Annotated in this window: 15 protein-coding genes; 14 read left to right on the top strand and 1 reads right to left on the bottom strand. The window is 61.4% G+C overall.

All coding sequences use genetic code 11. The annotated features are described in order from the left end of the window. Positions 1 to 22 precede the first annotated feature (22 nt). Positions 23 to 1,726 (top strand): AMP-binding protein, encoded by a 1,704-nt coding sequence (locus ACIOMR_RS10500; protein WP_003214676.1) that lies wholly within the window; start codon positions 23 to 25, stop codon positions 1,724 to 1,726. Between the two features lie 114 nt (positions 1,727 to 1,840). On the opposite strand, the gene ACIOMR_RS10505 is transcribed toward ACIOMR_RS10500, so the two are convergent. Then, on the bottom strand, positions 1,841 to 2,737 hold the full coding sequence (locus tag ACIOMR_RS10505) for a MurR/RpiR family transcriptional regulator (RefSeq protein ID WP_003214679.1): 897 nt from the start codon (positions 2,735 to 2,737) through the stop codon (positions 1,841 to 1,843). A gap of 303 nt (positions 2,738 to 3,040) precedes the next feature. Here ACIOMR_RS10505 and iolC point away from each other — a divergent pair, with 303 nt between their 5' ends. The 13 genes from iolC to ACIOMR_RS10570 all read left to right on the top strand — a co-directional run bounded on the left by iolC (position 3,041) and on the right by ACIOMR_RS10570 (position 19,165). Beyond that, positions 3,041 to 4,978 (top strand): 5-dehydro-2-deoxygluconokinase, encoded by a 1,938-nt coding sequence (iolC, locus tag ACIOMR_RS10510; protein ID WP_401193915.1) that lies wholly within the window; start codon positions 3,041 to 3,043, stop codon positions 4,976 to 4,978. A 147-nt stretch (positions 4,979 to 5,125) separates the two neighbouring features. Beyond that, positions 5,126 to 6,019 (top strand): myo-inosose-2 dehydratase, encoded by an 894-nt coding sequence (iolE, locus tag ACIOMR_RS10515; RefSeq protein WP_087694126.1) that lies wholly within the window; start codon positions 5,126 to 5,128, stop codon positions 6,017 to 6,019. Next, on the top strand, positions 6,016 to 6,810 hold the full coding sequence (iolB, locus tag ACIOMR_RS10520; protein WP_003214687.1) for a 5-deoxy-glucuronate isomerase: 795 nt from the start codon (positions 6,016 to 6,018) through the stop codon (positions 6,808 to 6,810). The genes iolE and iolB overlap by 4 nt, the downstream gene beginning before the upstream one ends. A gap of 22 nt (positions 6,811 to 6,832) precedes the next feature. Continuing rightward, the gene (locus ACIOMR_RS10525) at positions 6,833 to 8,335 is read left to right on the top strand and encodes a CoA-acylating methylmalonate-semialdehyde dehydrogenase (RefSeq protein WP_401193920.1); all 1,503 of its coding nucleotides are present in this window, start codon (positions 6,833 to 6,835) and stop codon (positions 8,333 to 8,335) included. Positions 8,336 to 8,362: 27 nt separating this feature from the next. Beyond that, positions 8,363 to 9,178: a TIM barrel protein gene (locus ACIOMR_RS10530; protein WP_003214691.1), complete on the top strand. Its 816-nt coding sequence runs from the start codon at positions 8,363 to 8,365 to the stop codon at positions 9,176 to 9,178. A gap of 10 nt (positions 9,179 to 9,188) precedes the next feature. Continuing rightward, the gene (gene iolD, locus ACIOMR_RS10535) at positions 9,189 to 11,120 is read left to right on the top strand and encodes a 3D-(3,5/4)-trihydroxycyclohexane-1,2-dione acylhydrolase (decyclizing) (protein ID WP_087694124.1); all 1,932 of its coding nucleotides are present in this window, start codon (positions 9,189 to 9,191) and stop codon (positions 11,118 to 11,120) included. Positions 11,121 to 11,139: 19 nt separating this feature from the next. Beyond that, positions 11,140 to 12,150, top strand: a complete 1,011-nt coding sequence (locus tag ACIOMR_RS10540; protein ID WP_008437157.1) for a Gfo/Idh/MocA family protein — start codon at positions 11,140 to 11,142, stop codon at positions 12,148 to 12,150. A 160-nt stretch (positions 12,151 to 12,310) separates the two neighbouring features. After that, a complete protein-coding gene (locus tag ACIOMR_RS10545; RefSeq protein ID WP_003214697.1) occupies positions 12,311 to 13,171 on the top strand; it encodes a sugar phosphate isomerase/epimerase family protein in 861 nt (286 codons plus the stop codon). A 131-nt stretch (positions 13,172 to 13,302) separates the two neighbouring features. Further along, the gene (locus tag ACIOMR_RS10550) at positions 13,303 to 14,343 is read left to right on the top strand and encodes a Gfo/Idh/MocA family oxidoreductase (protein ID WP_401193926.1); all 1,041 of its coding nucleotides are present in this window, start codon (positions 13,303 to 13,305) and stop codon (positions 14,341 to 14,343) included. Positions 14,344 to 14,708: 365 nt separating this feature from the next. After that, positions 14,709 to 15,644, top strand: a complete 936-nt coding sequence (locus tag ACIOMR_RS10555; protein ID WP_177041730.1) for a sugar ABC transporter substrate-binding protein — start codon at positions 14,709 to 14,711, stop codon at positions 15,642 to 15,644. Positions 15,645 to 15,707: 63 nt separating this feature from the next. Beyond that, complete coding sequence (locus tag ACIOMR_RS10560) at positions 15,708 to 17,261, top strand: sugar ABC transporter ATP-binding protein (protein ID WP_087694121.1); 1,554 nt, start codon at positions 15,708 to 15,710, stop codon at positions 17,259 to 17,261. 59 nt (positions 17,262 to 17,320) lie between these two features. Beyond that, positions 17,321 to 18,358 (top strand): ABC transporter permease, encoded by a 1,038-nt coding sequence (locus ACIOMR_RS10565; protein ID WP_003214704.1) that lies wholly within the window; start codon positions 17,321 to 17,323, stop codon positions 18,356 to 18,358. A gap of 402 nt (positions 18,359 to 18,760) precedes the next feature. Beyond that, entirely contained in the window at positions 18,761 to 19,165 is a 405-nt protein-coding gene (locus tag ACIOMR_RS10570) for a TraR/DksA C4-type zinc finger protein (protein WP_003214706.1), read from the top strand. The last annotated feature ends 223 nt before the right edge of the window (positions 19,166 to 19,388 follow it).

A 19,388-nucleotide genomic window follows, 5' to 3' on the forward strand; every position in this document is an offset into this window, starting at 1 on the left:
TAAAAACAACAAGGAGACTGCCATGAACGCTGTAAGCCTGGAACAGACCGAACGCCTTTGGTTGAACGCTTACCTGCCCGGCGTACCGGCAGACATCGATGCGGGCATCGAGGACTACCCGTCGTTGCGCGAGGTATTCCTGGAGCACCTGCACAAATTCCGCGACCGCGTGGCCTACGTCAGCATCGGCACCGAAATGACCTACGCCGACTGGGAGGTGCAGGGCATCGCCTTTGCTGCGTGGCTGCAAGCCCAGGGTGTGAAGAAGGGCGACCGGGTGGCGCTGATGATGCCCAACTGCTTGCAGTACCCGATCTGCCTGCTGGGCACGATTCTCGCGGGTGCGGTGGTGGTCAACGTCAACCCGCTGTACACCGCCCGGGAGCTGCAGCATTTGCTCAAGGACAGTGGCGCAGAGACCCTGGTGATCTTCGAAAACTTCGCCCACACCCTGGAGAAGGTGGTGGCCGCCAGTACCGTCAAACGTGTGGTGATCGCGGCCATCGGTGACCTGCTCGGCACCTTCAAGGGCGCGGCGATGAACTTCATCCTGCGCAGCGTGCAGAAGCAGGTGCCGCGTTTCAACCTGCCAGGAGCCGTGCGCTTCAACCAGGTGCTGAAGCAGGGACGCGGCCAGACCCATCTCGCCGTGCCGATGAACCGCGAAGACCTGGCCTTCCTGCAATACACCGGCGGCACTACCGGCGATGCCAAGGGCGTCATGCTCAGCCACCGCAACATCATCGCCAACCTGTTGCAGGCCAAGGCGTGGGTCGGTGATCAGCTCGATCAGAACCAGCAGGAAACCAACGTCACCCTGCTGCCGCTGTACCACATCTTTTCCCTGACGGTGAACTGCCTGATGTTCATGTGCCTGGGCGGGCGCAACATCCTGATCGCCAACCCACGGGATGTGAAGCGGGTGCAGATGATCCTGCGCAAGGAGCGTTTCAACGGGATTGCCGGGGTGAATACGCTGTTCAACGGCCTGCTGGAAAACAAGGAATTCTGCGCCCGGGATTTTTCCGATTTGCGCATGGTGATCGCCGGCGGCATGGCCACCCATACCGCTGTGGCCAAGCGCTGGAAGGAAGTCACCGGCTTGCCGATCATCGAAGGCTACGGCCTCACTGAATGTTCGCCGGTGGTGAGCATCAGCCCCATCGACATCTCACGCATGCGCGAGATGGAATTCACCGGCAGTATCGGCGTGCCGTTGCCGTCGACCTGGGTGCGGTTCATTCGTGAGGACGGTGAGTTGGCGGAACTGGGCGAGCAGGGCGAACTGCAAGTACGCGGCCCGCAGGTGATGCAGGGTTACTGGAAACGCCCGGCGGAAACCGCCGAGGTGCTGGATGCCGAAGGGTGGCTGTCTACCGGGGACATCGGGGTGATGAATGAGCAGGGCTTCATCCGCCTGGTGGACCGCAAGAAAGACATGATCCTGGTGTCCGGGTTCAACGTGTACCCCAACGAGATCGAAGACGTGGTGGCGTTGCATCCGGGCGTGGCGGAAGTGGCGGCGATCGGGGTTGAGGATGGGGTGACCGGCGAACGGGTCAAAATCATCGTGGTGCGCAAGGACCCAAGCTTGACCCAGGAGCAGATTCTGGCGCATTGCCGGGAGTATTTGACGGGGTACAAGGTGCCGCGGTTTGTCGAGTTTCGTACTGAAGAGTTGCCCAAGACGACGGTGGGCAAGGTGTTGCGCCGGGCACTGCGCTAAGCCTTACGATCGTTCCCACGCTCTGCGTGGGAACGCCTCTTGTGACGCTCTGCGTCACGCTTTGGACGCGGAGCGTCCGGGGCTGCATTCCCACGCGGAGCGTGGGAACGATCGTCAGTCGTCGAATCCCACCTGCTCATGAATCTCATCGACCTTCAATTCCAGCCGATACGCCACGGCAATGAACAACGCCTGGCACAGGCACAGCGTCGCACTCAGTGACCTGAACGCAAACGACGAGCCTTCATTCACCAGCAACACCGTGCTCGCCCGCTTGGCCAGGGGCGACAGGTTGCTGTCGGTAATGATCAGGGTCTTGGCCTGATGGTGCTGGGCAATCCGCAGGCAGTGCTGGGTTTCCTTGCCGTACGGCGTAAAGCTGATGGCAATCACCAGGTCGTTGGCCCGCACACTGCGCATCTGCTCGCGATAGCTGCCGCCCAACCCCGAGACCAGATGGATGCGCTTGTTGGTGTGCTGCAGGTTGTACACCAGGTAGTCCGCCACGGCGAACGAGCGGCGCACGCCCACCACGTAGATATTGTCGGCATTCACCACCAGGTCCACGGCCTTGTCGAAGGCTGCGTCATCCAGTTCCAGCCCCAGGCGCTCGATCCCGGAGAGGGTGGCATTCACGCACTCACGCGCCAGGTCGCCGCCGCTGGCTTTCTGCGACTTGTTGGCGATCATGCTGCGGATGCGTTGCTGGTAGTTCTGCACCGGCGTGGTCTTGTGGGTGTAGGCCTCGCGGAACAGCGCCTGCATTTCACTGAAACCACTGAACCCGAAACGCTGGGAAAACCGCACGATGGCCGACGGGTGCACTTCGCATTCACGGGCGATGTCGCTGATGCGGTCGACCATGATCCGGTCGCTCTGCTGGCTCATGTAGCTGGCGATGCGCTTGAGCTGGCGCGGCAGGCTCTCGTATTCATCGGTGATCAGCTGCAACAACCGCTCGGCGTTCAGCGGCGGGCTGGCGAGTGCGTCTTCCGGGGCGCTCTGGGACATAGGGAATCCTTCTGGCTTGTTCTTATAGGGCGCGTCGAGGCGCCCCTGACAATAAGTCGATGTGCGCAAGTCTACAGGGTAGGCGCAAAAAAATACCTCGGCATCCCGCCCCACGGTGCAGCTGAAACGATGCACTGCGGCTGGAACATACCGATGATGGCGTATTGGAAAATATATTCCACAAAAAATATTTATAGAATAAATATTGATTGGTGTCACCAGACGTTCTAGTCTGCTTGCACCAAGAGCGTATGCCGCCACCGCGACGGCACACGCAGGCTGATAAAAATAACAGGAGCCAGCATGGGCCAGACTCGTTTTGCCAGTGGGCGTCAATTGGATCTGATTTGCCTGGGACGCCTGGGCGTCGACCTTTACGCACAACAAGTGGGTGCACGGCTGGAGGATGTCTCGAGCTTCGCCAAGTACCTCGGCGGTTCCTCCGCCAACATCGCGTTCGGCACCGCGCGGCTGGGGCTCAAGTCGGCGATGTTGAGCCGGGTAGGGGACGACCACATGGGGCGTTTCCTGCTGGAGTCCCTGGCCCGCGAAGGCTGTGACGTCAGCGGCATCAAGGTCGACCCGGAACGCCTCACCGCCCTGGTGCTGCTGGGCCTCAAGGACCGCGAAACCTTCCCGCTGGTGTTCTACCGCGAGAACTGCGCCGACATGGCCCTGCGTGCCGAAGACATCAGTGAAGCGTTCATTGCTTCCAGCAAGGCGTTGCTGATCACCGGTACCCACTTCTCCACCGACGGCGTGTACAAGGCCAGCATCCAGGCCCTGGACTACGCCGAGAAGCACAACGTCAAACGCGTGCTCGACATCGACTACCGCCCGGTGCTCTGGGGCCTGGCCGGCAAGGCCGATGGCGAAACCCGGTTTGTGGCCGACCAGAATGTCAGCCAGCACGTGCAGAAAATCCTCCCGCGTTTTGACCTGATCGTCGGCACCGAAGAAGAATTCCTGATTGCCGGTGGCAGTGAAGATTTGCTCACGGCATTGCGCACGGTGCGTGGCCTGACCTCGGCCACCCTGGTGGTCAAGCTTGGCCCTCAGGGCTGCACGGTGATCCACGGCGATATCCCGGCCCGCCTTGAAGACGGCGCGATCTACCCCGGGGTACGGGTGGAAGTACTCAACGTGCTGGGCGCCGGCGATGCCTTCATGTCCGGCTTCCTCAGCGGCTGGCTTGAAGACGCCAGCGACGAGCGCTGCAGCCAGTTGGCGAATGCCTGCGGCGGCCTGGTGGTGTCGCGCCATGCCTGCGCGCCGGCCATGCCGACCCGCGCCGAACTCGATTACCTGTTCAACAGCCCGGTGCCGATTACCCGCCCGGACCAGGACGCAGTGCTGCAACGCCTGCACCAGGTCAGCGTGCCGCGCAAGGTCTGGAAGCAGCTGTTTGTATTTGCCTTCGACCACCGCTGGCAGTTGGTGGAACTGGCCCAAAAAGGCGGCCAGGACCCGGCGCGCATCAGCGCCCTCAAGCAACTGTTTATCCAGGCCGTGGAACGGGTTGAAAGCAAACTGGCGGAGCAGGGCGTCGAGGCTGACGTCGGGATTCTGGCCGACCAACGCTTCGGCCAGGACGCGCTGAACGCCGCCAGCGGTCGCGGCTGGTGGATCGCCCGCCCGGTGGAAGTCCAGAACTCACGGCCGCTGGCCTTTGAACACGGGCGCTCGGTGGGCAGCAACCTGATTGCCTGGCCCCGGGAGCAGATCATCAAGTGCCTGGTGCAATTTCACCCCGATGACGAGCCATTGCTGCGCCTGGAACAGGAAGCGCAACTCAAGGCCCTGTATCAGGCGTCCCTGGTCAGCGGCCATGAGCTGCTGCTGGAAGTCGTGCCCCCCAAGGATCACCCGTCCACCTATCCCGACGTGCTCTATCGCAGCCTCAAGCGCCTGTACAACCTGGGCATCTACCCGGCGTGGTGGAAGATCGAGGCGCAGTCGGCCGCAGACTGGAAAAAGCTCGACGAGCTGATCCAGGAGCGCGATCCCTACTGCCGGGGCGTGGTGCTGCTGGGCCTGAACGCTTCCGCCGAATGCCTGGCCGATGGCTTCCAGCAAGCCAGCCAAAGCCAGACCTGCCGCGGGTTCGCCGTGGGTCGCACGATCTTCCAGGAACCGAGCCGAGCCTGGCTGGCGGGGGAGATTGACGATCAAGCCTTGATTGAGCAGGTGCAGTGCATCTTTGAGCAATTGATTAATGCTTGGCGCAGTTCTCGAAGCTAAACACGCAATCAAATGTGGGAGCTGGCTTGCCTGCGATGGCATCACCTCGGTACACCTGTTAGACCGAGTCGCGCGCATCCCAGGCAAGCCCGCTCCCACATAAAGCAGATCTCAGGCAACTCTGAAAAAACAATAATAGGTGCAGCCATGCCCGCTATCCGAATTGGCATCAACCCGATCTCCTGGAGCAACGACGACCTGCCGGCCCTGGGCGGTGAAACGCCGTTGAGCACGGCCCTCAGCGAAGGCAAGGACATCGGCTACGAAGGCTTTGAACTCAACGGCAAATTCCCCAAGGACGCCAAAGGCGTCGGCGATGTATTGCGCCCCTACGACCTGGCACTGGTCTCCGGCTGGTACTCCAGTCGCCTGGCCCGGCGCTCGGTGGCGGAAGAAATCGAAGCCATCGCCAGCCACGTCGAACTGCTGCGTGAAAACGGCGCCAGCGTGTTGGTGTATGGAGAAGTCGCCGACTCGATCCAGGGTTCGCCGGTGCGCCTGATCGAACGCCCGCGTTTTCACAGCGAACAGGCCTGGCAGGAATACGCCGACAAACTCACCGAACTGGCGCGTTTCACCCTGTCCCAGGGCGTGCGCCTGGCGTACCACCACCATATGGGCGCCTACGTCGAATCCCCGGAAGACATCGACCAACTGATGCGCCGCACCGGCCCGGAAGTCGGCCTGCTGTTTGATTCGGGCCACTGCTACATGGGCGGCGGAGAGCCTATCGAGGTGCTGCGCAAACACATCGCCCGCATCTGCCACGTGCACTTCAAGGATGTGCGCAAGCCGGTGGTGCAACTGGCACGCAACCAGATGTGGAGCTTCCCGGATTGCATCGTCAACGGCACCTTCACCGTGCCCGGCGACGGCGATATCGACTTCGCCGCGCTGCTGGACGTGCTGCTGGCCGCCAATTACCAGGGTTGGCTGGTAGTGGAGGCCGAGCAGGATCCTGCCGTGGCGCCGAGCTACATCTATGCGAAGAAGGGTTACGACACCCTGCGCGCACTGTTGAGCGAGAGGACTGGACAATGAGCCTGTTGGTCAAAAGCAGCAAGCGCGGGCAAACCATGGTGGCGCTGGAAGAAGGGCGCCTGGAATACGTGGGCTTCGCCGCCTACCGCCTGAGCCTGGGTGAAACCTTGCCAGTCACCGCCGGCGACAAGGAACTGTGCCTGGTGCTGCTCAGCGGCCGGGTGACTATCCAGGGCGAAGGCTTCAACTGGGAAAACCTCGGTGATCGCCACTCGGTGTTCGAAGACAAGTCGCCCTTTGCCGCTTATTTGCCGCCAGGCACCGACGCCCAGGTCACCGCGCTGAGCGACGTGCAAATTGCCGTCTGCGCCGCTCCCGGCTCAACCGACGCAGGTCTGGCACCCCGTCTGATTCGCCCCGAGCAATGCAAGCGCAGCGTACGTGGCAAGGGCGCCAACACCCGCTACGTGTGCGACATCCTGCCCGACAGCGAGCCTGCCCATTCGCTGCTGGTGGTGGAAGTGCGCACACCGTCCGGTCACTCGTCGAGCTACCCGCCCCACAAGCACGACACCGACGATCTGCCGCACCAGAGCTTTCTCGAAGAAACCTACTACCACCAGATCAACCCGCCCCAGGGCTTTGTGTTCCAGCGGGTCTACACCGACGACCGCAGCATCGACCAGGCCATGGCCGTGGAAAACAGCGACCTGGTGGTGGTGCCCAAGGGGTATCACCCGGTCAGCGTGCCGTATGGCTACGAGTCCTACTACCTGAACGTGATGGCCGGCCCCAAGCGCGCCTGGCATTTCCATAACGACCCGCAGCACAGCTGGCTGCTGGATCTTTAAGCACTTTCGACGGAGAACAATAATGAGCAACGCCCCGGTAATCGGCCATTACATCAACGGCCAGGTGCACGACAGCGCCAGTGAGCGTTTCAGCAATGTGTTCAACCCGGCCACCGGCGAAGTCCAGGCCCGCGTCGGGCTGGCCAGCCAGAAGACCGTCGATGAGGCCGTGGCGTCGGCGCTGAAAGCCTTCCCGGCGTGGTCCGAGCAATCATCCCTGCGCCGTTCGCGGGTGCTGTTCAAATTCAAGGAATTGCTCGACCGGCACCACGATGAGCTGGCTGAAATCATCAGCCGCGAACACGGCAAAGTGTTCTCCGACGCCAAGGGCGAAGTCACCCGTGGTATCGAGATCGTCGAGTTCGCCTGTGGCGCGCCAAACCTGTTGAAAACCGATTTCAGCGACAACATCGGCGGCGGCATCGACAACTGGAACCTGCGCCAACCGTTGGGCGTGTGCGCCGGCATCACCCCGTTCAACTTCCCGGTGATGGTGCCGCTGTGGATGATCCCGCTGGCGCTGGCCACCGGTAACTGCTTCATCCTCAAGCCGTCGGAGCGCGACCCGTCCGCCAGTTTGCTGATGGCCCGCCTGCTGACCGAAGCCGGTCTGCCCGACGGTGTGTTCAACGTGGTGCAGGGTGACAAGAGCGCGGTAGACGGCCTGTTGCAGCACCCGAATATCGAGGCGATTTCGTTTGTTGGCTCCACGCCGATTGCCGAGTACATCCACCAGCAGGCCACTCAGCGCGGCAAGCGTGTGCAGGCGTTGGGCGGGGCGAAGAACCATATGATCGTGATGCCCGACGCCGACCTGGATCAGGCGGCTGACGCCTTGATCGGCGCGGCTTACGGCTCGGCCGGCGAGCGCTGCATGGCGATCTCGATTGCGGTGGTGGTGGGCGATGTCGGCGACAGGCTGATCGAAAAACTGCTGCCGCGTATCGACCAGTTGAAGGTCGGCAACGGTATGCAAAAAGACAGCGAGATGGGCCCGCTGGTTACCGCCGAACACAAGGCCAAGGTCGAAGGGTTTATCGACCAGGGCGTGGCCCAGGGCGCGAAGCTGATCGTCGACGGTCGTGGCTTCAAGGTGCCGGGCGCGGAGGGTGGTTTCTTCGTCGGTGCGACCTTGTTCGATAACGTCACCACCGAAATGAGCATCTACCAGCAAGAGATTTTCGGGCCGGTGCTGGGCATCGTGCGGGTGGCGGATTTTGCCAGTGCCGTGGCCTTGATCAACGCCCATGAGTTCGGCAACGGCGTGTCGTGCTTTACCAGCGACGGCGGCATTGCCCGTGCCTTTGCCCGCACCATCAAGGTCGGGATGGTCGGCATCAACGTGCCGATTCCGGTGCCGATGGCCTGGCATTCGTTCGGTGGCTGGAAGCGCTCGCTGTTCGGCGACCACCACGCCTATGGCGAAGAAGGCATTCGTTTCTACAGCCGCTACAAGAGCGTCATGCAACGCTGGCCCGACAGCATCGCCAAGGGCCCTGAATTCAGCATGCCAACTGCCAAGTAACGTTTTCGAGTGTGGAGCACAACAATAATGAAGTCGCCTCTACGTTTTGCCCTGAACCGCATGGTCGCCCCCAGCCTTTCCCTGGCGGATTTTATCCAGCTGGCGGTGACCCTGAAATGCGACGCCATCGAGATCCGCAACGACCTCAAGGGCATCGAGATTGAAGACGGCACCCCTGCCAGCCGCGTGCGCGAATTGTGCGCGGTGCATGGCATCACGGTGCTGTCGATCAACGCGCTGTACCCCTTCGATGTGTGGAATGACGAACGCCGCGCCCAGGCCATCAAGCTGGCGGCCTATGCCCGCGAATGCGGCGCGCAGGCGTTGGTGATGTGCCCGTTGAACGACCGCGCCGACTCGCGCAACGAAGCCCAGCGCGCGGCCGGTTTGCGCACCGCCTTGAGTGAACTGGCGCCGATCCTGCGGGAATACGGGATTCTCGGTTTTGTCGAACCCCTGGGGTTTGAAGAATGCTCCCTGCGCCGCAAGCGCGTGGCAGTGGATGCGATCAAGGCCATCGGCGGGCTGGATGTGTTCCGCGTGGTGCATGACACCTTCCACCACCACCTGGCCAGTGAACATGAGTTCTTCCCCGAACTGACCGGGCTGGTGCATATCTCCGGTGTGGAAGATGCCGACGCACCGCTGAACTCGATCCGCGACGGCCACCGCGTGCTGGTGGGCGAGGCTGACATCCTCGGCAATGCCGCGCAGATCGACACGCTGCTCAGCACCGGCTACAGCGGCCACCTGTCATTCGAACCGTTCGCCGAAAGCGTGCACGGCCTGGCAGATATCAAGCAGGCGTTGGGGGCGAGTATCGCCCACCTGCAGAAACGATAAGGGGCACCTCATGACCACAACCCGATTGACCATGGCCCAGGCCCTGGTGAAGTTTCTGGATAACCAGTACATCGAAGTCGATGGTGTGCAGAGCAAGTTTGTCGCCGGCATCTTCACGATTTTTGGCCACGGCAATGTGCTGGGCCTGGGCCAGGCCCTGGAGCAGGACAGCGGCGACCTGGTGGTGCATCAGGGCCGCAACGAACAAGGCATGGCCCACGCGGCGATTGGTTTTGCCAAGCAGCACTTGCGCCGCAAGATCTACGCGTGCTCCTCCTCGGTGGGGCCGGGTGCGGCGAATATGTTGACCGCCGCGGCGACCGCGACCGCCAACCGGATTCCGTTGCTGCTGTTGCCCGGTGATGTCTACGCCAGTCGCCAGCCCGATCCGGTACTGCAACAAATCGAACAGTTCCACGACTTGAGCATCAGCACCAACGACGCGTTTCGTGCGGTCAGCAAATACTGGGACCGCATCAACCGCCCGGAACAGCTGATGACGGCGGCGATCCACGCCATGCGCGTGCTCACCGACCCGGCGGAAACCGGCGCCGTGACCCTGGCCCTGCCGCAGGATGTACAGGGCGAAGCCTGGGATTACCCGGATTACTTCCTGCAAAAACGCGTGCACCGTATCGACCGTCGCCCGGCGACCGAAGCGATGCTGGGGGATGCCGTGGCGGCGTTCAAGGGCAAGCGCAAACCGCTGATCGTGTGTGGCGGCGGGGTCAAATACTCCGGGGCGAATGCCGCGCTGCAAGCCTTTGCCGAACGCTTCGACATTCCTTTCGCGGAAACCCAGGCGGGCAAAAGTGCGGTGGTTTCAAGCCATCCACTGAACCTCGGCGGTCTTGGTGAAACCGGCTGCCTGGCGGCGAACCTGCTGGCACCCGAGGCGGATCTGATCATTGGTATCGGTACGCGCTATACCGATTTCACCACGTCGTCGAAGTCACTGTTCAAGCATCCTGAGGTGCAGTTTCTCAACCTGAATATCAGCCCGTGCGACGCACTGAAACTCGATGGCGTGCAGTTGCTGGCGGATGCCAAGGTTGGCCTGGAAGCACTGGCTGAAGCCTTGGGCGACTACCGTTCCAGCTGGGGGGATCAGCCACGGGATGCCAAGGCGCAATTGGACGTCGAAGTCGACCGGATCTACCAGGCGGAATACCAGACTGAAAACTTCGTCCCTGAAATCAACGACCACATGGACCCGGCGGTGCTGCGTGAGTTTATCGAGCTGACCGGTTCCTGCCTGACCCAAAGCCGCGTACTCGGTGTGCTCAACGAAGCCCTGGCCGACGACGCAATCATCGTCGCCGCTGCCGGCAGCCTGCCGGGTGACTTGCAGCGCAGCTGGCGCAGCAAGGGCGTCAACACCTACCACGTCGAATACGGTTATTCGTGCATGGGCTACGAGGTCAACGCCGCATTGGGCGTGAAGCTGGCCGAGCCCGAGCGCGAGGTGTACGCACTGGTGGGCGACGGCTCGTACATGATGCTGCACTCGGAGCTGGCCACCTCGATCCAGGAGCGGCGCAAGATCAACGTGGTGCTGCTGGACAACATGACCTTCGGCTGCATCAACAATTTGCAGATGGAACACGGCATGGACAGCTTCGGCACCGAGTTCCGCTTCCGCAACCCCGAGACCGGCAAGCTCGACGGCGGTTTTGTTCCGGTGGACTTCGCTATGAGTGCGGCGGCCTATGGTTGCAAGACCTACAAGGTCAACACCGTGGAGCAGTTGCAGGCGGCGCTGGCCGATGCGCGCACGCAAACCGTGTCGACGCTGATTGATATCAAGGTCCTGCCGAAAACCATGATCCACAAATACCTGTCGTGGTGGCGCGTCGGTGTGGCGCAGGTGTCCACCAGCGCGCGCACCGATGCGGTGGCCAAACAACTCAATGAACGCCTGGCCAAGGCCCGGCAGTACTAATAACAAGAGGAGTGTTTTCATGTCTTTGAAGTTGGGTGTTATCGGTACTGGCGCCATCGGCCAGGATCACATTCGTCGCTGCAGCCAGACCTTGCTCAACAGCCAGGTGGTGGCCGTGACCGACATCAACCTTGAGCAGGCGGCCAAGGTCGTCGCTGACCTGAAACTCACCGCCGAGGTGTACCCGGACGGCCACGCGCTGATCAATTCGCCGCAGGTCGAGGCGATCCTGGTGACCTCATGGGGCCCGAGCCACGAAGAATTTGTGTTGGCGGCGATTGCGGCCGGCAAACCCGTGTTCTGCGAGAAGCCGCTGGCGGTGACTGCCGAAGGCTGCCGCAAGATCGTCGAGGCCGAAGTGGCCCACGGCAAGCGCCTGGTGCAGGTGGGTTTCATGCGTCCGTATGACCAAGGCTATCGCGCCTTGAAAGCCGTGATCGACAGCGGCCAGATCGGCGAGCCGCTGATGCTGCACTGTGCCCACCGCAACCCGAGGGTGGGTGAGAACTACAAGACCGACATGGCGATCACCGACACCCTGATCCACGAGCTGGATGTGTTGCGCTGGTTGCTGGCCGATGACTACGTGTCGGTGCAGGTGGTGTTCCCGCGTAAATCGAGCAAGGCGCTGGCCCATCTGCGTGACCCGCAGATCGTGCTGCTGGAAACCGCCAAGGGCACGCGCATCGATGTGGAAGTGTTTGTGAACTGCCAGTACGGCTACGACATCCAGTGCGAAGTGGTGGGGGAGACCGGTATTGCGAAATTGCCGGAGCCGTCCCAGGTGCAGATGCGCAGCGGGGCCAAGTTGTCGAATGCGATCCTGATGGATTGGAAAGACCGGTTCATCGCGGCGTATGACGTTGAGCTGCAGGCGTTTATCGACGGTGTAAGGGCAGGGCAAGTGGGGGGGCCGTCGGCGTGGGATGGTTTTGCAGCGGCGGTGGCGGCGGATGCGTGTATTGAGGCGCAGAACAGTGGGCAGATTGTGAAAGTGGGCCTGCCACCCCGTCCGCATTTCTACGGCTAACCACAACCCTCACTGATGTAACGCAGTCAGTGTGGGAGCGGGCTTGCTCGCGAATGCGGCCTTTCAGTCAACATTTGCATCGACTGACCCACCGCATTCGCGAGCAAGCCCGCTCCCACATTTGACCGAGTTCCTACCTCAAATTCGGGAGATCTCAAGCATGCGCATCGCATTAGACCCCTACATGTACCGCCACCTGCCCCTCGGCCAAATGGTCGACAAGGCCGCCGAGCTCGGCTACCAGCACATCGAACTCTCGCCCCGGGAAGACTTCCTGCCGTTCTACAAGGCCCCCCGGGTCGACCGCGCGCGCATCAAGGAATTTCGCAAGGCCCTGAGCGACGCCGGCGTGCAACTCTCATCCCTGCTGCCCATGTACCACTGGGCCGCCGCCGACGAAGGCCTGCGGGTTGCCGCCGTGCGCAACTGGAAGCGCGCGATCCAGATCGCCGTGGAAATGGACTGCGAGCTGGTCAACACCGAATTCACCGGCCAGTCCGACAACCCGTTGGTGTGCGAAAACCAGTTCATGCGCTCCATGGACGAGCTGATGCCGGAGTTCGAGCGCGAAGGCATCAAGCTGGATATCCAGGCGCATCCGTACGACTTCTGCGAGCGCAACAACGAGTCGGTGGACATCATTCGCGGCCTCGACCGCGACTGGATCAACTACCTCTACGCCGCGCCGCACACCTTCTTCTATGACGACGGCAAGGGCGATATCGCCTCGATGCTCAAGTACGCAGGCTCCAAGCTCAGCCACTTGATCATTGCCGACACTTACAACCACCGGGCGTCGTCCAACCTGCGCTACATCGTCAACCCGCCGGGCGTCACCGCCACCGTGCACCAGCACCTGGACATCGGCCAGGGCGAGGTGAACTGGGAGGCGTTTTTCGGCACTCTGCGGGAAATCAAGTTCGACGGCATTGCCACGGTGTCGGTGTTTGCCTGGGAAGACCGGCCGGATGAGTCCAACCGGATGATGCTGGAGCGGGTGACCCGCGAGTTGTGCTGTTAGACCGTTGTGGCGTGCCCTGTGGCGAGGGAGCTTGCTGCCGTTGGGGTGCGAAGCGCCCCGAAAAGCTTGCGACTGCTACGCAGTCGAGCGGGAGCAAGCTCCCTCGCCACAATTAACCAAGGAGTATTTGTATGCGAATCGGACTGGTTGGATACGGCAAAGGCGGCCGTGTATTTCATGCACCCCTGATAGCCAGCCTGCCGGGGGCGACCTTTGTCGGCGTGGTGACACGGTCATCCGAACGTCGCCAGCAACTGGCGACGGATCACCCCGGAGTGAAGGCCTTCGACAGTATCGGGCAGATCACCGAGGCCGGTGTCGACGTGCTGGTGATCTCCACCACCCTCAAGGGCCGTCCGGCCCTGGTGCTGGAGGCCATCGAACACGGTGTGGCGGTGGTCAGCGACAAACCCTTTGCCAGCAATGCCGAACAGGCCCAGGCCTTGATCACCGCCGCCGAGCGCCAGGGCGTGCTGCTCAGCGTCTACCAGAACCGGCGCTGGGATTCGGACTTCCTCACCCTGCGCAAGCTGATCGACGCCGGAGCCCTGGGCACCGTCACCCGCTTTGAATCCCGGGTGGAGCGCTACAACCCGGGCTCGGTGGGCAATGCCAGCGGCGGCGGCTTCCTGCGGGACCTGGGCAGCCACCTGGTGGACCAGGCCATGCAACTGTTCGGCCCGGTGGACCGGGTGTTCGCGCAGTTGCACTACACCGCCGATGAGCCGAACGTAGACCACGGCTTCTTTGTATCGCTGACCCACGCCAACGGGGTGATTTCACACCTGTGGGGCAGCGCCCTGCAAAACAGCCAGGCCCCGCGGTTTCGGGTGAATGGCACGGCCGGTTGCTACACCATCGAAGGGCTGGACGGCCAGGAAGAGGCGCTGCTGGCCGGCAAGACCCCGAAAACCGAAGGCGAGCACTGGGGCGCTGAAGAACATCGACGCTGGGGCTGGTTCGAGCAGGGGCCGGATCGTGAGCGGGTGCCGTCGGAAAAGGGCCGTTGGAATCAGTTCTACAGTCAGCTGCAAAGCGCGGTGGAAGGCCACGGCGAGTTGCCGGTGAACGTCCTGGATGCGCTGGCAACCACCCGCGTACTGGACGCCGCGCGCCTGAGTTCAGAGCGCCAGCAGGTAGTGGAAATGGCGGCTATGGAGCCTCATGGATGAAAAATAGAATAAAATTCTAAAACAGGTTGATATGGAAATTATTTTCCAATAAAGTCATTCCAGGTTGCATAAAGTACGTTCGGACTCGATTCGGGCGACTCGACAAAAACAAGATCAAAACAACCAGGTACCGTCAGATGAAAATCTTCAACGCTGTACTGCGAGTTTTACGTCCTGCCCTCCAGCCACGCGGTCTGCCCCGCGCCCGGCCGTTTTACTTTTCCCTCCTGAATGTCCTGTGCGTCGAAAGCAAGGGTTCCCTGGTGTGCTGCATTCCGGGGGCGCCGATCGTTCGACTGCCGACCGCTTCGCTCTGAAAAACGCAACGTCCACAAAACCAACAAGAAATTGGAGACAGACCGTTCATGAAGACCCCGATCCGTTTTACCGCGCTGGCCCTGTCCATGATGCTCGCCACTGGTTTCGCCACGGCGGCCGATATCAAGGTGGGCGTGAGCATGTCGGCGTTCGATGACACCTTCCTGACTTACCTGCGCGAGGACATGGACAAGCAAGCCAAGTCCTACCCCAAGGGTGACGGCGTGCAGCTGCAGTTCGAAGACGCCCGCGCCGATGTGGTCAAGCAACTGAGCCAGGTCGAGAACTTTATCAGCCAGAAAGTCGACGCCATCATCGTCAACCCGGTCGACACGGCGTCTACCGCCAATATCAGTAAAGCGGCCCTCGCAGCGGGCATTCCGCTGGTGTACGTCAACCGTCGTCCCGACCAGACGGATCTGCCCAAAGGCATCGTGGCCGTGACCTCCAATGACGTCGAGGCGGGCCGCCTGCAAATGCAGTACATCGCCGAAAAGCTCGGCGGCAAGGGCAAGATCGTGATCCTGCTGGGTGACCTGGCGAACAACTCCACCACCAACCGCACCAAGGGGGTGAAGGAAGTCCTGGCCAAATACCCAGGCATCACCATCGAGCAGGAACAGACCGGCATCTGGCTGCGTGACAAGGGCATGACCTTGGTCAACGACTGGCTGACCCAAGGTCGTGAATTCAACGCGGTGCTGGCCAACAACGACGAGATGGCCATCGGTGCGTCCATGGCGTTGAAGTCGGCGGGCACGAAGCCGGGCACCGTGTTGATCGCCGGGGTGGATGGCACACCGGACGGTTTGAACGCGATTACCAAGGGCGACATGGCCGCGTCGGCGTTCCAGGACGCCAATGGCCAGGCCGTGGGTTCGGTGGAAGCGGCGCGCAAGATGGCCAGGCACGAGCCGGTCGAGCAGAACGTGGTGATCCCGTTCAAGCTGATCACCCCGGACAACGTCAAAGACTTCAAGTAGCCCTTAATAACAACAATAAACCGGCAGGGCAGCCACGGCGGCCCTGCTGACGGAGTACCCGATATGTTTGCTCAAGCGACTGCTTCCCAGCCTCCCGGTATCCAGCCCTTGGTACTGGAAGAACCCTATCTGCTGGAGATCTCCAACATCAGCAAAGGCTTTCCCGGCGTCGTGGCCCTGGCCGATGTGCAGCTGCGGGTGCGCCCCGGCTCGGTGCTGGCGCTGATGGGCGAGAACGGCGCGGGCAAGTCGACACTGATGAAGATCATCGCCGGCATCTATCAGCCCGACGCCGGTGAAATCCGCTTGCGTGGCAAGCCGATCAAATTCGAAACACCGCTGGCAGCGCAGAAGGCCGGGATCGCGATGATCCACCAGGAACTCAACCTGATGCCGCACATGAGCATCGCCGAGAACATCTGGATCGGTCGCGAACAGCTCAACGGCCTGCACATGGTCAACCACCGGGAAATGCACCGCTGCACCGCGCAATTGCTGGAGCGGCTGCGGATCAATCTCGACCCGGAGGAACACGTCGGTAACCTGAGCATTGCCGAGCGGCAGATGGTCGAGATTGCCAAGGCGGTGTCCTATGACTCCGACATCCTGATCATGGATGAACCGACCTCCGCCATTACCGACAAGGAAGTGGCCCACCTGTTTTCGATCATTGCCGACCTCAAGTCCCAGGGCAAAGGCATCATCTACATCACCCATAAAATGAACGAAGTATTCGCCATCGCCGATGAAGTGGCGGTGTTCCGCGATGGCGCCTATATCGGCCTGCAGCGGGCCGACAGCATGGACAGCGACAGCCTGATCTCGATGATGGTGGGGCGTGAGCTGAGCCAGCTGTTCCCGGTGCGCGACAAGCCCATCGGCAATCTGCTGCTGTCGGTGCGCGACCTGCGCCTGGATGGGGTATTCCAGGGCGTGTCGTTCGACCTGCACGCCGGCGAAATTCTCGGTATCGCCGGGCTGATGGGCTCCGGGCGGACCAATGTGGCCGAAACCATTTTCGGCATCACCCCAAGCTCCGGCGGCGAGATCCAGTTGGACGGCAAGACCGTGCGCATCACCGACCCGCATATGGCCATCGAGAAGGGCTTCGCGCTGCTGACCGAAGACCGCAAGCTCAGCGGCCTGTTCCCCTGCCTGTCGGTACTGGAAAACATGGAGATGGCTGTGCTGCCGCATTACTCCGGCAATGGCTTTATCCAGCAAAAAGCCCTGCGTGCCCTGTGCGAAGACATGTGCACCAAGCTGCGGGTGAAAACCCCGTCGCTGGAGCAATGCATCGACACCTTGTCCGGTGGCAACCAGCAAAAAGCCCTGTTGGCCCGCTGGCTGATGACCAACCCACGGCTGCTGATCCTCGACGAACCCACTCGCGGTATCGACGTGGGCGCCAAGGCCGAGATCTACCGGCTGATTTCCTACCTGGCCAGCGAAGGCATGGCGGTGATCATGATTTCCTCGGAGCTGCCCGAGGTGCTGGGCATGAGCGACCGGGTGATGGTGATGCACGAAGGCGACCTGATGGGCACCCTGGACCGCGCGGATGCGACCCAGGAAAAAGTCATGCAACTGGCTTCCGGTATGACGGCGGTCCACTAACGAACAGACGGCGCCGGCCCGTTGTGGCCGGCGCAACGCGATAAAAAAGGTGAGTGGTTATGAACGCGATACTGGAAAGCAAACCCGAGGAAAAGAAGCCCGCTGCGGCGCCGGTCAAGCACCGTCGACGCATGCCCACCGAGCTGAGCATCCTGCTGGTGCTGATTGGCATCGGCCTGGTGTTTGAGTTGTTCGGCTGGATCGTGCGCGACCAGAGCTTCCTGATGAACTCCCAGCGCCTTGTATTGATGATCCTGCAAGTTTCGATCATCGGCCTGCTGGCGATTGGCGTGACCCAGGTGATCATCACCACCGGTATCGATTTGTCCTCGGGCTCGGTGCTGGCGTTGTCGGCGATGATCGCCGCCAGCCTGGCGCAGACTTCCGACTTTTCCCGTGCGGTGTTTCCGTCATTGACTGACCTGCCGGTGTGGATACCGGTGGCGATGGGCCTGGGCGTGGGGCTGCTGGCGGGGGCGATCAACGGCAGTATCATTGCGGTCACCGGGATTCCACCGTTTATTGCGACCCTCGGCATGATGGTCTCGGCCCGTGGCCTGGCGCGTTACTACACCGAAGGCCAGCCGGTGAGCATGCTCTCGGACTCCTACACGGCCATCGGCCACGGCGCGATGCCGGTGGTGATCTTCCTGGTGGTGGCGGTGATCTTCCATATCGCCCTGCGCTACACCAAGTACGGCAAGTACACCTACGCCATCGGCGGCAACATGCAGGCGGCGCGCACCTCGGGCATCAACGTCAAGCGCCACCTGATCATCGTCTACAGCATCGCCGGCCTGCTGGCAGGCCTGGCCGGTGTAGTGGCGTCGGCACGGGCGGCCACCGGGCAGGCGGGCATGGGCATGTCCTATGAGCTGGACGCGATTGCCGCTGCGGTGATCGGCGGTACCAGCCTGGCGGGCGGGGTAGGGCGCATCACCGGCACCGTGATCGGCGCGTTGATTCTCGGCGTGATGGCCAGCGGGTTTACCTTCGTCGGCGTGGATGCGTACATCCAAGACATCATCAAGGGCCTGATCATCGTGGTGGCGGTGGTGATCGACCAATATCGCAACAAGCGCAAACTCAAGCGCTGACACGGTCCTCAAGGCCGCATCGGTCAAAATGTGGGAGCGGGCTTGCTCGCGAAGACGGTGTATCAGTTAAACATTCAGTGACTGACACACTGCCTTCGCGAGCAAGCCCGCTCCCACATTTAACCGTTTGTCTTCTATATAGCTCCACAACACTGAATTTCTTGCTATAAACGCACTCCGATGACCATTCGCCGAGCCCGTCCTGGTGCCTTTGCGGGTTATCTTGGAAAAAATGCCTGTCATTTCAGTTGCTGAGCCCTCAAGTCGGCCTTAGACTGCCGCCCCTCGTAAATTGAGTGCCGGGTGGCGCTTGAAATGGACGGCGCCTTTCCGAGACCTGCAGAGGTCGGCCGGAACGCTCCCTTATTCGCCTTAATGCACGTATTTTTTATAGAGAAATCAATGACAAAGGAAAAGTTGCTGGCCATGCCGGCGGATGACTACATGAATGCCGAGCAGCACGCTTTTTTCGAGAAGTTGTTGCAGGACATGAAAGTGGAACACCACGAGCGCATCGAGCAGAACCGCATCGCCATTGAAAGCCTGGACACCCCGGCAGACCCGGCCGACGCTGCTTCTGTCGAAGAAGAGCGCACCTGGCTGGTGAACGCCATCGACCGCGACCAGCGCATGCTGCCGCAACTTGAACAGGCCCTGGGCCGTATCAAGGAAGACTCCTTCGGCTGGTGCGACGACAGCGGCGAGCCTATCGGCCTCAAGCGCCTGCTGATCAGCCCGACCACCAAGTACTGCATCGAAGCGCAAGAGCGCCACGAGCAAATCGACAAGCACCAGCGTCAAGCCTGATGCCCCCCGTGTAGGAGCGAGCTTGCTCGCGAAGGTCGTTCACGATAACGCGGGAAACCTGATACCCAACGGTGCTCTCAGGTTCTTCGCGAGCAAGCTCGCTCCTACATAGATTTCGCCCGTATTACCGCTGTCTATTGATCTGCTGCAAGCCCCCCACTAAAGGCCCATGGATAATGGCCACATAGTGGCGTCTAATGCAGTCACAATAACGACAAGCAGC

Source organism: Pseudomonas sp. NPDC087814, from assembly GCF_044742865.1.
GTDB lineage: Bacteria > Pseudomonadota > Gammaproteobacteria > Pseudomonadales > Pseudomonadaceae > Aquipseudomonas.

Bases quoted from the DNA above. Each gene is read 5' to 3' on its own strand.
- ACIOMR_RS10500 (WP_003214676.1), top strand. From the start codon at position 23: ATGAACGCTGTAAGCCTGGAACAGACCGAACGCCTTTGGTTGAACGCT.
- ACIOMR_RS10505 (WP_003214679.1), bottom strand. From the start codon at position 2,737: ATGTCCCAGAGCGCCCCGGAAGACGCACTCGCCAGCCCGCCGCTGAAC.
- iolC (WP_401193915.1), top strand. From the start codon at position 3,041: ATGGGCCAGACTCGTTTTGCCAGTGGGCGTCAATTGGATCTGATTTGC.
- iolE (WP_087694126.1), top strand. From the start codon at position 5,126: ATGCCCGCTATCCGAATTGGCATCAACCCGATCTCCTGGAGCAACGAC.
- iolB (WP_003214687.1), top strand. From the start codon at position 6,016: ATGAGCCTGTTGGTCAAAAGCAGCAAGCGCGGGCAAACCATGGTGGCG.
- ACIOMR_RS10525 (WP_401193920.1), top strand. From the start codon at position 6,833: ATGAGCAACGCCCCGGTAATCGGCCATTACATCAACGGCCAGGTGCAC.
- ACIOMR_RS10530 (WP_003214691.1), top strand. From the start codon at position 8,363: ATGAAGTCGCCTCTACGTTTTGCCCTGAACCGCATGGTCGCCCCCAGC.
- iolD (WP_087694124.1), top strand. From the start codon at position 9,189: ATGACCACAACCCGATTGACCATGGCCCAGGCCCTGGTGAAGTTTCTG.
- ACIOMR_RS10540 (WP_008437157.1), top strand. From the start codon at position 11,140: ATGTCTTTGAAGTTGGGTGTTATCGGTACTGGCGCCATCGGCCAGGAT.
- ACIOMR_RS10545 (WP_003214697.1), top strand. From the start codon at position 12,311: ATGCGCATCGCATTAGACCCCTACATGTACCGCCACCTGCCCCTCGGC.
- ACIOMR_RS10550 (WP_401193926.1), top strand. From the start codon at position 13,303: ATGCGAATCGGACTGGTTGGATACGGCAAAGGCGGCCGTGTATTTCAT.
- ACIOMR_RS10555 (WP_177041730.1), top strand. From the start codon at position 14,709: ATGAAGACCCCGATCCGTTTTACCGCGCTGGCCCTGTCCATGATGCTC.
- ACIOMR_RS10560 (WP_087694121.1), top strand. From the start codon at position 15,708: ATGTTTGCTCAAGCGACTGCTTCCCAGCCTCCCGGTATCCAGCCCTTG.
- ACIOMR_RS10565 (WP_003214704.1), top strand. From the start codon at position 17,321: ATGAACGCGATACTGGAAAGCAAACCCGAGGAAAAGAAGCCCGCTGCG.
- ACIOMR_RS10570 (WP_003214706.1), top strand. From the start codon at position 18,761: ATGACAAAGGAAAAGTTGCTGGCCATGCCGGCGGATGACTACATGAAT.